16 protein-coding genes are annotated in these 14886 nt (G+C 62.7%); 10 read left to right on the forward strand and 6 right to left on the reverse strand.

Going from position 1 to position 14886, the window contains the following annotated elements; all coding sequences use genetic code 11:
• The first annotated feature begins 1 nt into the window (after nt 1).
• From ACS0VV_RS13910 to ACS0VV_RS13945, 8 genes are all read left to right on the forward strand, one after another.
• Nucleotides 2-694 (forward strand): DsbA family protein, encoded by a 693-nt coding sequence (locus ACS0VV_RS13910; RefSeq protein WP_483533288.1) that lies wholly within the window; start codon nt 2-4, stop codon nt 692-694.
• A gap of 77 nt (nt 695-771) precedes the next feature.
• The gene (locus ACS0VV_RS13915) at nt 772-2007 is read left to right on the forward strand and encodes a sensor histidine kinase (protein ID WP_483533559.1); all 1236 of its coding nucleotides are present in this window, start codon (nt 772-774) and stop codon (nt 2005-2007) included.
• The gene (locus ACS0VV_RS13920; RefSeq protein ID WP_483533289.1) at nt 2004-2798 is read left to right on the forward strand and encodes a LytR/AlgR family response regulator transcription factor; all 795 of its coding nucleotides are present in this window, start codon (nt 2004-2006) and stop codon (nt 2796-2798) included. Before ACS0VV_RS13915 ends, ACS0VV_RS13920 begins: the two co-directional genes overlap by 4 nt.
• Before the next feature lie 119 nt (nt 2799-2917).
• Complete coding sequence (nadC, locus tag ACS0VV_RS13925) at nt 2918-3778, forward strand: carboxylating nicotinate-nucleotide diphosphorylase (RefSeq protein WP_483533290.1); 861 nt, start codon at nt 2918-2920, stop codon at nt 3776-3778.
• A 40-nt stretch (nt 3779-3818) separates the two neighbouring features.
• Nucleotides 3819-4229 (forward strand): hypothetical protein, encoded by a 411-nt coding sequence (locus ACS0VV_RS13930; protein WP_483533291.1) that lies wholly within the window; start codon nt 3819-3821, stop codon nt 4227-4229.
• The gene (locus tag ACS0VV_RS13935) at nt 4205-4939 is read left to right on the forward strand and encodes a ribonuclease T2 family protein (protein ID WP_483533292.1); all 735 of its coding nucleotides are present in this window, start codon (nt 4205-4207) and stop codon (nt 4937-4939) included. Before ACS0VV_RS13930 ends, ACS0VV_RS13935 begins: the two co-directional genes overlap by 25 nt.
• An 83-nt stretch (nt 4940-5022) precedes the next feature.
• Nucleotides 5023-6618: an alkaline phosphatase D family protein gene (locus ACS0VV_RS13940; RefSeq protein WP_483533293.1), complete on the forward strand. Its 1596-nt coding sequence runs from the start codon at nt 5023-5025 to the stop codon at nt 6616-6618.
• Nucleotides 6619-7011: 393 nt separating this feature from the next.
• On the forward strand, nt 7012-7560 hold the full coding sequence (locus ACS0VV_RS13945) for a hypothetical protein (protein WP_483533294.1): 549 nt from the start codon (nt 7012-7014) through the stop codon (nt 7558-7560).
• A 30-nt stretch (nt 7561-7590) separates the two neighbouring features.
• Here ACS0VV_RS13945 and ACS0VV_RS13950 read toward each other — a convergent pair whose 3' ends face one another.
• Entirely contained in the window at nt 7591-8046 is a 456-nt protein-coding gene (locus ACS0VV_RS13950) for a nucleoside deaminase (protein WP_483533295.1), read from the reverse strand.
• Between the two features lie 109 nt (nt 8047-8155).
• Between ACS0VV_RS13950 and rpmB the strand changes: the two genes are divergently transcribed.
• Entirely contained in the window at nt 8156-8449 is a 294-nt protein-coding gene (rpmB, locus tag ACS0VV_RS13955) for a 50S ribosomal protein L28 (protein WP_483533296.1), read from the forward strand.
• Between the two features lie 71 nt (nt 8450-8520).
• On the opposite strand, the gene ACS0VV_RS13960 is transcribed toward rpmB, so the two are convergent.
• From ACS0VV_RS13960 to xseA, 4 genes are read right to left on the reverse strand one after another with little or no spacing between them, the layout of a single operon-like run.
• A complete protein-coding gene (locus ACS0VV_RS13960) occupies nt 8521-9504 on the reverse strand; it encodes an esterase-like activity of phytase family protein (protein WP_483533297.1) in 984 nt (327 codons plus the stop codon).
• 26 nt (nt 9505-9530) lie between these two features.
• Nucleotides 9531-10466 (reverse strand): M23 family metallopeptidase, encoded by a 936-nt coding sequence (locus ACS0VV_RS13965; protein ID WP_483533298.1) that lies wholly within the window; start codon nt 10464-10466, stop codon nt 9531-9533.
• Nucleotides 10463-10660, reverse strand: coding sequence for a DUF2093 domain-containing protein (locus ACS0VV_RS13970; RefSeq protein WP_483533299.1), 198 nt, complete (start codon nt 10658-10660; stop codon nt 10463-10465). The genes ACS0VV_RS13965 and ACS0VV_RS13970 overlap by 4 nt, the downstream gene beginning before the upstream one ends.
• Before the next feature lie 33 nt (nt 10661-10693).
• Nucleotides 10694-12148, reverse strand: a complete 1455-nt coding sequence (xseA, locus tag ACS0VV_RS13975; protein WP_483533300.1) for an exodeoxyribonuclease VII large subunit — start codon at nt 12146-12148, stop codon at nt 10694-10696.
• Here xseA and purD point away from each other — a divergent pair.
• Nucleotides 12147-13430, forward strand: coding sequence for a phosphoribosylamine--glycine ligase (gene purD / locus ACS0VV_RS13980; protein WP_483533301.1), 1284 nt, complete (start codon nt 12147-12149; stop codon nt 13428-13430). The genes xseA and purD overlap by 2 nt on opposite strands.
• Nucleotides 13431-13450: 20 nt before the next feature.
• Here purD and ACS0VV_RS13985 read toward each other — a convergent pair whose 3' ends face one another.
• A complete protein-coding gene (locus tag ACS0VV_RS13985) occupies nt 13451-14788 on the reverse strand; it encodes a hypothetical protein (protein WP_483533302.1) in 1338 nt (445 codons plus the stop codon).
• Nucleotides 14789-14886 lie beyond the last annotated feature (98 nt).

A 14886-nucleotide genomic window follows, 5' to 3' on the forward strand; every position in this document is an offset into this window, starting at 1 on the left:
CATGCGCTGGATTATTACTGCCCTTGTCGCCCTTGTCGCCGGTTTTGCCGGAGCGGCTGCCTTCAGCCTCAGCGGGCTGGGCGATGATCACACGCGCGATTATCTGATGGCCAATCCCGAAGTGCTGCCCGAAGCCATGGCCGAATTGCAGCGCCGCGATACTGCCGAGCGGATTGCGCCCTTGCGCGCCGAATTGACCGAGCCTTTCCCCGGCGCGGTGCTCGGCAATCCCGAAGGCACCATCACGCTCATCGAGTTCAGCGATTACGCCTGCGGCTTCTGCCGCCAGAGCCTCGCGGATGTGAACGCGCTGATTGCCGACAATCCCGATCTGCGCGTCGTGCTGCGCGAATATCCGGTGCTGTCGGCCGAAAGCGCCGATGCCGCGCGTATGGCGCTCGCCGCCGCGCAGCAGGGCAAGTTCGAAGCCTTCCACAACGCCATGTTCGCCGCCGACGGGTTGAGCGAGGAAGCCATTGCCGCCGCTGCACAAAGTGCCGGTGTTGATCTTGATGCCGCGCGCGCCGCCATTGACGCGGGCACATTCCAGACACACTTGCAGAATAATGTATTCCTCGGCCAATCGCTGCGCCTCTCTGGAACGCCTGCCTTCATCATTGGCGACGAGGTGTTCAACGGCGCGGTCGGTGTGGAGGTGCTGGCAGAGGCCATCGCCGAAGCGCGCGAATTATAAGGCAAGATACCGGAGCGGGAGCGCCGCTGATGCAAATCGGTCTGACGACAACGCCGACATCGGCTAAGAAAGGCGGCATGGCCATGCTGCCCTTCCAACCCACGCCCTTTTTCAAGGACAAGAACCGCGCCTTCTGGCGGTTGCAGCTGATCGGCTGGGGCGGCGCGCTGTTGCTGCGCGCGGCCACCTCGCTGGCGAACGAGCGCGGGTTTGATTTCCTCATTCTGGTGCTGATTTTCACGATCACCGGCTTCTCGATAAGCACGGTGCTCTCGGTCATTTACAACCGTCTCATCAACCTCAACCCGCTGGTGACCTGGAGCACGACCGCAATCGTCCTCGCTTTCGCGGTGGGCGTGTCGGCCTTTATCAGCGCGTGGACGATCGACGTGTACCAGGGCGGCAGCGAGGCGAGTTTCGCGCAGCTGATGCTGGGCGTGTTCTATATCGACATGACGCTGCTCGCCGCATGGTCAGCCCTGTATTACGCGATCAATTTCTTCCTCCAGGTGGAAGAGCAGATGGACCGCGCGGACAAGCTGGAAGCGCAGGCCACCAGCGCGCAGCTCGCCATGCTGCGCTACCAGCTGCACCCGCATTTCCTGTTCAATACGCTGAATTCGATCAGCACGCTGGTGCTGCTCCAGCAAACCGAGCCGGCCAACAAGATGCTGACCAAGCTCTCCAGCTTTCTGCGACACACGCTGATCACCGAGCCGGGGGCGAAGGTTACGGTGGCGCAGGAAGTCGAGACGCTGCAGCTGTATCTCGATATCGAACGGATGCGGTTCGAGGAGAAACTGCGCACCGAATTCCGGGTGGAGAATGATGCGGCCAAGGGCACGATCCCGTCCTTCCTGCTGCAACCGCTGGTGGAAAACGCCATCAAATACGGCGTCTCCGCGCAAGAGGAAGGCGCGCGCATCAGCCTGTCGGCCATCGTCATCGCCGGTCGCCTGCGGCTGACGGTGAGCGATACCGGCCCCGGCCTGCAAGGGCAGCAGACCCCCGCGGAAGCGGTCAAGCGCAAGCAGACCTCCACCGGCGTTGGCCTCGCCAATATCGTCGAGCGGCTGCAACAGGCCTATGGCGAGGATCACCGCTTCGATATCGAAACCCCGCCCGATGGCGGCTTTACCGTCATCATCGAAATCCCCTACGAGCCGTTCGAGGAAGTGCAGAGCGCGCTTCCCAATGCCGCCACACCCACGCCAACGCCGCAGCCCGCAATCGCGGCTCCGGCGTCGGCACCACCATCGCCAGCGGCTGCCCCCCAATCGTTCGGCCAACCCCCAACCGGAGCCCCCGCATGACCATACGCACCATCCTCGTCGATGACGAAAAACTTGCTGTCCAAGGCCTGCAACTCCGCCTCGCGCCGTATGAAGATATCGAAATCATCGAAACCTGCGCCAATGGCCGCGAGGCGATCCGCGCGATCAAGACTCTGAAACCCGATCTGGTTTTTCTCGATATCCAGATGCCCGGTTTTGACGGCTTTTCGGTAGTCAAAGGTGTGATGGATATCGATCCGCCGCTGATCGTTTTCGTCACCGCCTTTCAGGAACACGCGATCCGCGCCTTTGAGGCCAATGCGGTCAATTACCTGATGAAGCCGGTGGACGAGGACAAGCTCGCCGACACCATCGAGCGGGTGCGTGAGCGGCTGGCCGAAAAGCGCTCTGCCGAGGAAGCCGAAAAGCTCAAGGAAGTGCTCGCCGAAGTCAGCCCCGAGAGCCTCGAAGACATGGGCGAACCCGATGAAAGCGCGGGCCGTTACGAGAAAATGATCAATGTGAAGGATCGCGGCAAGATCTTCCGCGTCGATGTCGACACCATCGAATATGTCGAGGCGGCGGGCGATTATATGTGCATTTATACCGGCGACAATTCGCTGATCTTGCGCGAAACGATGAAGGATCTGGAACGGCGGCTCGATCCCAAGAACTTCCAGCGCGTGCACCGCAGCGCCATCGTCAATCTCGACCAGGTACGGCAGGTGAAACCGCACACCAATGGCGAATGCTTTCTGGTGCTGACCTCGGGCGCGGAAGTCAAAGTCTCGCGCAGTTACCGCGATGTTGTGGCGCGGTTTGTGCATTAGCGTGACTCTCAAACACCGCTCATCCTGAGCTTGTCGAAGGATTGTTTTTCCTCTGAGCGCGGTGCTCAAAAAGTGAAGTGCAGCCCTTCGAAAGACTCAGGGCGAACGGGAGTAGGGTTTTGACCTTCCAAATCGACGGCTTCGATCTCGCGGCATTTGTCGCAAACACCCTCGCCGAAGATCTTGGCGAAGGGCTGCCCGGCGGCGGGCGCGACGTGACGAGCGAGAGCGTCATTCCCGCGGACGCGCGTTTCTCCGGCGTGATGGACAGCCGCGATGCGATCACCGTGGCGGGGCTGCCGGTTGCCGAAGCCTTCTTCCGCGCGCTCGATCCCGGTATTGTGATCGAGCGGCTGGTTGAGGATGGCGACCGCGTGCCCGCCGGCAGCGATCTGATGCGCCTCACCGGCAATGCCCGCGCCATGCTGACGGCGGAACGCAGCGCGCTCAACACCGTGCAGCATCTCTCGGGTATTGCGACGATGGTGCGCGCCTATGTCGATGCGATGGATAATCCGCAATGCACCCTGCTCGATACGCGCAAGACCATTCCCGGCCTGCGGCATCTGGAAAAATACGCCGTGCGCATGGGCGGCGCGGCCAATCACCGGATGGGCTTGTGGGACGCGGCGATGATCAAGGATAACCACGTGCTCGTTGCTGGCAATGTCGGCGAAGCGGTACGGCGTGCGCGTGAGGCGGGGGTGAAGGACATCATCTGCGAAGTCGACCAGATCGACCAGATCGAACCCGCGCTTGCCGCCGGAGCAACCCGCCTGCTGCTCGACAATATGGCGCCCGACACCTTGCGCGAAGCCGTGGCGCTGGTGGCGGGCCGCGTGCCGACCGAGGCGAGCGGCGGAATCAATCTCGACACGATCAAGGCCAAGGCGGCAACCGGCGTAAACTACGTCTCGGTCGGCCGCCTTACGCAAAGCGCGCCCGCCGCCGATATCGGGCTCGACTTTACCCCGCTCTAGCCATCTGCCATCAGGGTCACTCCGTTTCAGGGGAAACATCATGCGGCCCGAATCGCTGCGCAAATTCGATTTGTTCTACATCGCCGCCATCGGCATCGGCCTCGCGAGCGGATTGCTCAATTACGATGCGCAGATGCGGATGCTGGAAAGCCAGATGGCAGGCAGCGGGCTGGAGCAGTATTCGGGCGGTATCGTGCTCGCCAGCGCCGGGATCGCGCTCGCCTTCAACCTTATCCTGTGGCTGCTCGCGTCGCGGCTGCGGATGGGTTGGGTCAAATGGGTGATTGTCGCGCTTGTGCTCTATTCGCTCGGCACGCTGGTGGTCGGGCTCAGCATGAGCATGGTCTCGGTCAGCATTACCGGTCTTATCACCGTGCTGCTGAAGGCGATTGCCGTGTCCTTCCTGTTCCGGCCTGATGCGAAAGCGTGGTTTGCGGGCAGGGCCGGATGATGCGCGGCGCGGCTTCGGGTTTTGCCCTTGCTGTTGCCTTGCTCTCAACCCCCGCCGCCGCGCAGGCGTACCAATGCACCATTCCGCAAGGGCCGATAAGCGTCCCCGCGATAGAGCGCGACGGGCCGGTGCGCGAAATGCGCGTCACCGGTTACACGCTTGCGCTCAGCTGGAGTCCCGAATTCTGCCGCTTCCGCGATGACGAACCGCGCCATGCGCGCCAGTGTTCGGGCCGCGCGGGGCGTTTCGCCTTTGTCGTCCACGGGCTTTGGCCCAACGGCCCCGGCAACAGCTGGCCGCAATGGTGCCCCACACGGCGAGAACCTTCGCCGCTGGAAATGGCGCAGGCCATGTGCATGTCCCCCGACCCGGCGCTGGTCTCGCGCCAGTGGTTCAAGCACGGTGCCTGCATGACGCCCGATCCCGGCGCGTATTTGCGCATCACGCAAATCCTGTGGGACAGCCTGCGCTGGCCCGATTTCGACCGCCTCAGCCGCCAGCGCGATCTCACCGCCGGGGACATCCGCCAGACCTTTGCCGACGCCAATCCCTATTGGGAGGCGGAGGATGTCGGGCTGGTGGTGAACGAGCGCGGCTGGCTCAGGGAAATGCGGCTCTGCTATGGCGAGGACTTCATGCCGCAGGCCTGCAACCGTCAACGCTATGGCCCCGATGATGACGAGGAGGTGCGCATCTGGCGCGGCCTTTAGCGTGTCGCTACCAGACTTTGGCCGTGTAAACCTCTCGCAACAATTCGCGCACAAGCAGCCGCATTCCTTTCAAGAGACGCCCCATGAGCCAAGACCTTCTCCTCCGCCGCCTCGAACTCAATCGCCGCAACCTCTTGCGCGGCTTCGGAGCGAGCGCCGTCGGCCTGTTCGGCCTTACGCTCTCCAAGCCGATCCTCGCGCAAGTCGCCTTCGCCGATTACCCGTTCCAGCTCGGCGTTGCCTCGGGAGAAGCCACGCCCGATGGTTTCGTTATCTGGACGCGCCTTTCCCCGCGCCCGCTCGAACAGGGCTACGGAATGCCCGCCGCCGCGGTGGAAGTGCGCTGGGAAATCGGCACGGCAGGCAATATGCGCGAGATCGTGCAGCAGGGCACCGCCGTCGCGCATCCCGAACTGGGCCATAGCGTCCATGTCGAAGTCGGCGGGCTGGAGCCCGGCCGCCCCTATTGGTACCGCTTTATCGCCGGCGGAGAGCGTTCGGCGCATGGCCGCTCGGTCACCGCGCCTGCCTTTGGCGCACCGGTCGAGCGGCTGCGCTTCGGCGTGGCCGGATGCCAGGATTACGAGCAAGGCTTTTACACGGCGCACCGCCATCTGGCACAGACCGAGCCCGATTTCATCTTTTGCTATGGCGACTATATTTACGAAGGGCGCGCCCGCCGCATCTGGAATTCGCCGCGCGGCCCGATCGAAAATCCGCGCCAGCATCTGGGCGATGAAACCTACACGCTGGACGACTATCGCCGCCGCTACGCGCAATACAAAATGGACGCCGATTTGCAGGCCGCCCACGCCGCCGCGCCGTGGTTCGTCACCTGGGACGACCACGAGATCGACAACAACTGGGTTGGTGATAACGACGAGGACGGCACCACTCCGGCTGTTTTCCGCCTGCGCCAGCAATCGGCGATGCAGGCCTATTACGAGAATATGCCGCTGCGCGCGTCCTCGCTGCCCACCGGCCCGCGGATGCAGCTCTACCGGCAGGCGAAATACGGCAATCTGCTTGATCTGAACCTGCTCGACACGCGGCAATACCGCAGCGATCAGCCTTGCGATGACAGTTGGACCCTTGATTGTGCAGAAGTTACGCGACGCGAGGCCGAGGTGCTGGGCCAGCAGCAAAGCGACTGGCTGGAGCGGAACCTGCGCGAAAGCCGCGCCACCTGGCAGGTGCTGGCGCAGCAGATCATGGTGATGGATCTCGACCGCATGCCGGGGGAAGGGCTGGTGGTGAACCCCGATAGCTGGGGCGGCTACCGCTCCCCCCGCCAGCGGATACTGGAAGCACTGGATCGTCACGCCGCCAACCCCATCGTGCTGACCGGGGACGAGCACCAGAATTATGCGGGCGAGCTGCATATTGACGGGCAGAACCCCGGCGCGGAACCCTTGGCGGCAGAGTTCGTCACCACCTCGATCACGTCCAACGGCGACGGCGAAGTCGCCCGCGCCGACACGACCCGCATCGCGGCAGAGAATGCGCAATTGAAATGGCACAACGCCCAGCGCGGCTTCGTAGTGTGCGATGTGACGCCCGAGCGATGGCTGACCGAATACCGCGTGGTCGACCGCGTATCGACCCGCGACGGCGAGATCAGCACTGCGGCGCGGATGGCGGTGGAAGCTGGCAGCTCACGGGTGCAGCGCGATATCTAGCCCCTTCGTCACCCCGCACGCGATGCGGGGCAAGGCTCCCTTCGATGAAGTTTGAAGGGGTTCACGCAAAGCCACAAAGACACGAAGAGGTTTCGTCACCAAGCGGCGCAGCCGCATAAACATTTTTCGCGCAGAGAACGCAAAGATCGCAGAGGGTAGCATGGATCACCCCCTTCTCTGTGGCCTCTGCGAACTCTGCGCGAATTCAATCAAAACGCGTCCGGCGCGAAGGAGCACTGACCTCTTCGTGTCTTTGTGACTTCGTGTGAACCAAAAAACTGGCTTTCGACCGGAGCGGGAATGGCGATATCAAGGGCGTGAAATTGCTTCATTTGCCTTCAGCAGCTATACTGGCTCATGCTCTTATCGCTCCTGCTCACGGCTGCGACGCCGATGGCCGCCATCGAGGCCGCTGACCCCAATTGCGCTTACGATCGCGACGCGATGCTTGCGCTCGATTTCCAGATATTTGATCAGGATCCAAACGGCGGGTGGAGAGCGCTTGCAAATGAAGGCTGCTACATCGAAGCGGCGGAGCTGATACGGGAATGGCGGTATGTAAACCGCTCCAACCGTTCCACACTCTTCTTGCACGAAGGTCAGATGCGGGCATTCGCAGGACAGACGATGGAAGCTGTCGAGCTATTCCAGATTTCGTACAAATCGCCGATTATCAATGCAGAAACCGGCTTCAACCACTATGTCGACGCGACGATTTTCTTCCTTGTCCGGGACAGGGAATTGTTTAACTCCGCACTGGAATCGCTGGCCGCTACACCTGTGCCTGAAGGTTCGGGCATCGCACTCGAAGAAGGGGAAGAGTGGCCGCCCAACATCCGCGTTGTGCGGGCGATGGAGCGGTGTTGGGAACGCAGCTATCTGGAAGCCTATACGAACCGGGAATGCTATCCGCATCTTGATGAGAATCAAGCGACCGATTGAACTCAGTCTTGAGTCATTGCGTTTCTGTTTTCACCGCCGCTCCCGAAAAAACCCGCGTAGCAACTCGCCTGCCGCCACCTCGCCCATGCCCGAATACACTTCCGGCGCATGCAGGCATTGTTCCTGTGCGAACACTCTCGCCCCGTGATCGACCGCGCCGCCTTTGGGGTCGCTTGCACCGTAATAGAGGCGGGCGATTCGCGCGTGGCTGATCGCGCCGGCGCACATCGCGCAGGGCTCCAGCGTTACATAGAGGTCGCAACCGGTCAGGCGTTCGTCGCCCAGCGCCTTCGCGGCAGCGCGAATCGCTTCCACTTCAGCATGGGCGGTCGGATCGAGGCGGGTGCGGGTGAGGTTGTAGCCTTCACCCACCACCACCCCATCCTTGACCACAACCGCGCCCACGGGCACTTCGCCCGCACGCGCGGCCTCCTCCGCCAGAGCGAGCGCGCGCTGCATATGCTCGGAAAGGGGCCAGCGGGTCATTGCGACAGAGCTAGCTGTTCGCTTGACGAATCTCCACCCCCGCTATATGTGCGCGCCTTTCCCAGCATAGTGCTGTACCCAACAACCGTTTCGAACGAGAGATTTCGCCATGTCGCGCATTTGCGAACTTACCGGCAAGGGCCGTCAGGTCGGCCACAATGTGAGCCACGCCAACAACAAGACCAAGCGTGTCTTCCTCCCCAACCTGCAGAACGTTACCCTGCTGAGCGAAAAGCTGGACCGGGCGTACAAGTTCCGCGTGTCGACCAATGGCCTGCGCTCGGTGGAGCACAATGGCGGTCTCGACAACTGGCTGCTCAAGACCCGTGACGAAAAGCTGTCTTCGCGCGCGCTCAAGGTGAAGCGCGAGCTGAAGAAGGCTGTTGCGGCGGACGCTGCCTAAGCTATTTGAGTGCTTGAGCGCTTTGAAAAGCGCGCAGGGATTGCTCTCTGCGCGCTTTTTCGTGTGCGCGGTCACCGCGATTCGGGCGTCCAGCGCAGCTTTGCCAGCAAAGTTCGCTGGAAGCTGGCGATATTGTCGTCAGCGATGATCCAGAGGGTGAGCGAGCCGTCGGCGTTTTCCTCGACCGTGAGCCCTTCATAATTCTCGCGCGGAATGATCACGTCGAGAACGAGCATTGGCGCGATTTCCAACACGTCGTCTTCGGCGATATCCGCCGGATCGAAAATGCCGAGCGCGGCGGTGAAAGGCGGGATGGCGAGCGCGGTATCGCGCAGCAGCACCAGCACGCGGCCATCGGGCAGCGCAGCCATATCGGTGGGCGCGTAATCATCGGGCGTGGTGAAAGCAAAAGTCACCGATTCGCCCTCCCGCGCGGGATCGCCTGTATGGAGCACACCATTGCGCTGCACTTCGGGCAGCACGAGGAAGCGCCCGTCCGCCAGCCGCAACATCGCTTCGGGGCCGGAATTGGCGCGCCAATCCGCCCATTCCTCCGGCACGCGTTGCCACATCAACACATCGCGCGAAGAGTAACGCGCCACGGCATTGCTGCCCTCGAAAGCGAGCCAGAAATCGCCGCTCGCGGGGTCCTGCGTCGCGGCTTCGATATCGGTGACGAAATCCTCCAGATTGCCGCGATGCGGAAGCCGTTCAATCCGGGTCGCGCCTGTTCGGCCGGGCAGGGGGAATGTCAGCATTACGCCGCGATCGGAAAAGGCGCGGAACAGGCCTTCTTCGGGCAGTGCAAACAAGGCCGAAATACCACCAAAATCAATGTTCGGACTGGTCAGCTGCCACACCCCTTCGCGGGTGAAGCCGGAGACCTCCGACAATTCGGGGAGATCATCGACCGCCGCAATGTCGATCTGCTCGATATGCCGGTCTGGCATCGCGGTTCGCACGAAAGTCCCGGGCGCGGCTGCCAAGGCGAGCACAAGTCCGGCGATCAGGCGGCGTTTGCGACTGCTGGAAATGGGGCGGAGCAGCGAAAGCATCGCGCGCCCGCTAACACGCAGCAAGGTCAGGGCATAGGCCCGACAAACAGCAGTGGATCGAGCCGCGCCAGATGCCACTTGATGCTCCAGTGCAGATGCGGCCCGGTCGATCGACCGGTCGTGCCGATGGCGCCCAGCGTCTGCCCCTGCACCACGCGGTCCCCCTCGGCCACATCGATGCGCGACAGATGCAGGAAAGCGCTGTTAAGTCCTTGTCCGTGATCGATGATCAGCAGATTGCCTTCGACGCTGAAGGGAGCGACGGTCGCCAGCGTCACCACGCCCGAAGCAGGCGCGACGAATTCGGTGCCGGTCGGTCGAGCGATGTCGAGGCCTGAGTGATAGCTCCCTGGCTCCCCGCGATAGATGCGCTGCGAACCGAACCGTCCCGAGATGCGCCCGGTCACCGGCCAGATCCAGTCCTCCTGCCAGCCGGTCGCGGGCATATTGGCAGTGCGCGCATTCCAGATCGCGTCGAGCTCGGGCTGGCGACGGCGCTGGAAATCCGCGCTCGACCCGCCGCCGGGGCGCAAAGCGGTGTTCACATGCTCCAGCTCCCAAGCGCGCGGGCTGACCGGGATGATCGCGTTGACCGTGTCGCCATTGGCGAGAATCGCGACCAATTGTGCGGTGGTGCCCGCATCGCGGTCGAACGCAGCAAAGAAGCGGCCTTCCTCGTCGAAAGCCACATCCTGATCACCCAGCCGCGCGCTGACCGTATTGCTGGGCACAGTGCCGCGAATCCAGCCGCCTTGGGTTAGCTCGCCCGCATAGGTGAAATCGGCGCGGATGGGTTCGGCGGGAGGCGGTGCCGGTGCCGGTGTAGGTGTGGGTGTGGGTGTGGGTGTGGGTGTCGCACTTGCCACGGGGGGCGCTTGGTCTGCTTGCCGCGCCGCGTCTGCCGGAGGCACCACCGCACACCCGGCAAGCAGCGCGGCGATCCCGCAAATCCGTGCTATCACAGCTCTTCCAGCGCCCGCTTGGTGCTGAGTTCTGCCGTAGCATAGGGCTCTTGCAGCTCGACGCTCCAATAACGCAGCTCGTCCAGCGGAACTGGCACGCCGCTGGCGGCGCAGAGGACGAAGTGGCCGGGCTTGATCACGCGGAAGCCATTGGGGCCATACATCAGCGTGGCGGCATTTTCTGACGAGTTCATCAACATGGCACTGCTTGTAATGCCTTGTGCGCGTCAAAGCAATTTGGGCTGGCCGCTATCGGCGGGCGGTTTGGCGGGTTTTGCTGCGCGCTTGGGACTCCGCGGCGTGTCCGAGGGGACGGCGTTCACCTGCCCATCGGCGAATTTGATCGCCAACAGGCGTTCCTGGCCGGCCCTCTCCGCGCTGGTAATCGCGTTGCCCGCGCTATCGAGCACCATCGCATAGCCCCGGCTGAGCGGCTTTTCGGGATGCAGCTGCTCCGCCAGCCGCGCGAGAGCGCCCAGCCGCTGCTGGCGCTCGGCGAGGGGACGTTGGACGAGCGCGGGGGTCAGCCGAACGCCCTGCAACCGTTGCGCCGCCGCGCGCAGAGTGCCGCGCAGGATAGCGGGCGAAAGCCGCGCCTGCGCCAGCCGCTCGCGCCCCTTGGCCGCCCGGTCGACCAGCCCACGCCGCAACCGCTCGCCCAGATCGTCGAGCCTTTGGGCATGGGGTTGCAGCAATTGCTCGGCACCGGGCAGACGCTGCGCCCGCGCGGCGAGCCGTTCGCGCCCTAGCTCGACCGGGCGCAGCACGACCTTGCGCTGGCGCAGGGCGAGATCGTCCACCGTGGCGGCGAGCTCGCGCAGCACCGGCACCGCCATCTCGGCCGCAGCCGTGGGCGTGGGCGCGCGCTTGTCGGCGGCGAAATCGCACAAAGTCGTGTCGGTCTCGTGCCCCACCGCGCTGATCACGGGGATCGGCGATTCGGCGACCGCGCGCACGACGGGCTCCTCGTTGAAGGCCCACAGGTCTTCAATCGATCCGCCGCCGCGCGCAACGATCAGCAGATCGGGCCTTGGAATAGCCCCGCCCTTTTCGAGCGCACCAAAACCGCGCACCGCAGCCGCCACCTGCTCCGCTGCGCCATTGCCCTGCACCAGCACCGGCCACACCAGCACGTGCGTCGGGAAGCGGTCTTCTAGCCGGTGGAGGATATCGCGGATCACCGCGCCCGTGGGTGACGTCACAACGCCAATCACACGGGGCGCAAAGGGCAGGCGGCGGACATTGGCGAACAGTCCCTCCGCCTCGAACAGTTTGCGGTTCTTCTCCAGCAGAGCAAGCAGCGCGCCCTCGCCCGCAATCTCCATCCGCTCGACAACGATCTGGTATTTCGAGCGCCCTGGGAAAGTCGTCAGCTTGCCCGATGCGACCACTTCCAGCCCGTCTTCAGGGCGGAAGGGCAGCCGGTCGGCCTGCCCGCGCCACATCACCGCATCGAGCACAGCGCTCTCGTCTTTCAGGCTCATATAGAGATGGCCCGACGCCGCCCGCTTCACCCCCGACAACTCACCGCGCAACCGGACGAAGCCGAAGCGGTCTTCCACCGTGCGTTTGAGCGCCTGCGAAATCTCGGTAATGGTCAGCGGCTCGGCATTGTCGCCGCTGCGCGACACCGCTACCAGTCCGCCATTCGCGTCATCGCCAAAGGGAGGCTCGCTCGCCATGAATATCCTTGTCCTCGGTTCGGGTGGCCGCGAACATGCCCTGTGCTGGAAGCTGGCGCAATCCAAGGCCATCGAAAGCGAAGGCGGCACGCTTTACGTATCCCCCGGAAATCCGGGAATGGAAAGCGTGGCGCGGATCGCTCTGGTCGATGCGAAGAGGCATGACGAGGTGATCGCTTTCACCAAAAAGCACGATGTCGGCCTGGTCGTGATCGGCCCCGAAGCGCCGCTGGTAGACGGGCTGGCGGACAGTTTGCGCGATGCAGGCGTGCCGGTGTTCGGCCCCTCGAAGGAAGCGGCGCAATTGGAAGGCTCCAAGGCTTTTACCAAGGAATTGTGTGACCGCGCAGGCATCCCCACCGCAGGCTATGTACGCTGCACGACGCTCGAACAGGCGAAGGCCGCGCTCTCGACTTTCGCTCCGCCCTTCGTGCTGAAGGCAGACGGCCTCGCAGCGGGCAAGGGCGTGGTGATTGCGGAAGTTGCCGAACACGCCGAAGAAGCGCTCGAAGATATGTTCGGCGGCAAATTCGGCGAGGCGGGCGCGGAAGTCGTCATCGAGGAATTCATGCATGGCGAGGAAGCGAGTTTCTTCGCGCTGACCGACGGAACAAATGTCGTCCCCTTCGGCACCGCGCAGGATCACAAGCGCGTGGGCGATGGCGATACCGGCCCCAATACCGGCGGCATGGGCGCCTACTCGCCCGCCCGCGTGATGACCGAGGAACTGGTCGCCGAAACGCTGGAGCGCATCATCTTCCCCACCGTGCGGCAGATGCGGCTGGATGGCACACCCTATTGCGGGGTGCTTTATGCGGGCCTGATGCTGACCGATGAGGGCGTCAAACTGGTCGAATACAATGCCCGCTTCGGCGATCCCGAATGCCAGGTGCTGATGATGCGGCTGGAAAGCGATCTGGTCGATTACATGATGGCCTGCGCCCACGGCACTTTGGGCGAGCTGATGGAACCGCGCTTCGACGATGCCACTGCGATGACCGTGGTGATGGCGGCAAAGGGCTATCCGGGCGAGCCCGAAAAAGGCGGCGCGATTGACCTGTCAGGCGTGGCCGAAAGCGACGATGTGAAAGTCTTCCACGCAGGCACCAAGCTGGAGGGCGGCCAGCTGGTGGCGAATGGCGGGCGGGTGCTGAACGTCACGGCTTTGGGCGCCGATGTGCAAGAAGCCCGCGACCGCGCCTATACTGCTGTGGACGAGGTGGACTTCCCTAGTGGCTTTGTGCGGCGGGATATTGGTTGGCGCGAGTTGGAGCGGGGTTAGGCTCGGCTCAAAATGGCTGATCAGTCGTTCGCTGGTGCGCGCATCACCGATGTCTGTATGCCGTTACGGAACACAGCCTGATATGTTTGCTCACCAGTGGCGCTCCAGCCTTCGGACACCTCGACCCAGACGTCATCGCGGGCAAAGGCGCGTTCCGAAATCTCGCCTGTAGGGTGGAAGTATATCCATGTGCCATGCGCCCTGCCACCGTTCCATTCGGAATAGAAGCTCGGCACACCGCTTTCATACCATTCGATCCAGACGCCTTGGGTTCTCCCGTTTACCAGATGCTTGCGCCGCTGCATCGCTCCGCTGGGGTAACGATCTTCTACAGTGCCTGTGAAAGGCGTTGCGTCCTCGCCAAGGTAATCGACCCCATCACGAATGGTGATCTGGTCGCTCGTAACTATTGGCCCTACCGGCGGGGTGAGATTGAGCGCCGCTGTCGGCGTCTCCGTTTGAAGCACAGCATTCAGAACCGGAACCGCAGATGTCGGGATGATGTAGAGCTGGTACTCTCCGGTAGGGGTTTCCGCGTTTGCGCGGTTGGAGGCGAAAAGGAGGAAGCGACCATCGTGGGAAATGGTGGGATTGGAATCGCTTGCCGGAGTGTTCACCCGCGATCCCAACGAGACGGGTGGCAGGGGTATGCCGTCGCGCAATTCACTGAGAAAAAGGTCTTCCGATGTGCTGGGCGTAATGTCGTAATTGGCAAAAAGAATGAAGCGTCCGGCGGGATCGATATATGGAGAATTCTCGCCAGAAGTGTCGCCGTTTTGCAAATCTGACCAGTCGGATACGATCTCCAAGGCATCGCCTTCAATGCGCACGGCATAGAAACCAATTCCGGGAGAGCCGTCCCGCTTTGTGTCCGTCCACATGAAGCCGGTGCCATCGACGGCAAGTGACACCGAAATCTCGCCATAATCCGGCGTCATGGTAAGCCGCTGAGGGGTGGCCGCACTATCGATAAGATCCTGACGGTAGAGGTCTCGCTTTTCCCCTTCGGCGGAAGCGCTGAAATAGAGATACCGGCCATCGGGGCTTACCGACGCTCCCCCATGAACAATGCCATCCATCGCCAATGCTGGCACAGGGGGAGACCAGCTTTCACCCAGCCAGCGCTGCATCATGATCTGGCGTGGCGCGTCGGTGGAATAGAATACGGTCTGGCCGTCGGGGGTGAAGGCAACATCCCATTGCGGCGTGTCGGAGCGGGAAACATCACCCGGAAAAAACACAGCGGCCTCTTGCGCGCTATCATCAAGCGACAAGAATGGCGAAGCCTCCTGCGCACTCGCTGCGGAAGCGCAGACCAAAGCTGCGAAGATTGGCGCGGTGGCAATGGGCAGTTTCACAAGCATCTCCCGGTTTTGGAATGGAGCAAACGTGTCCCCAGTGTGTTCAGCTACGGAAGGTGCTGGGAGATGGTCGCGAAAAAGATTCCCTTTGCGAA

It is taken from the genome of Aurantiacibacter sp. KMU-128 (assembly GCF_056933515.1).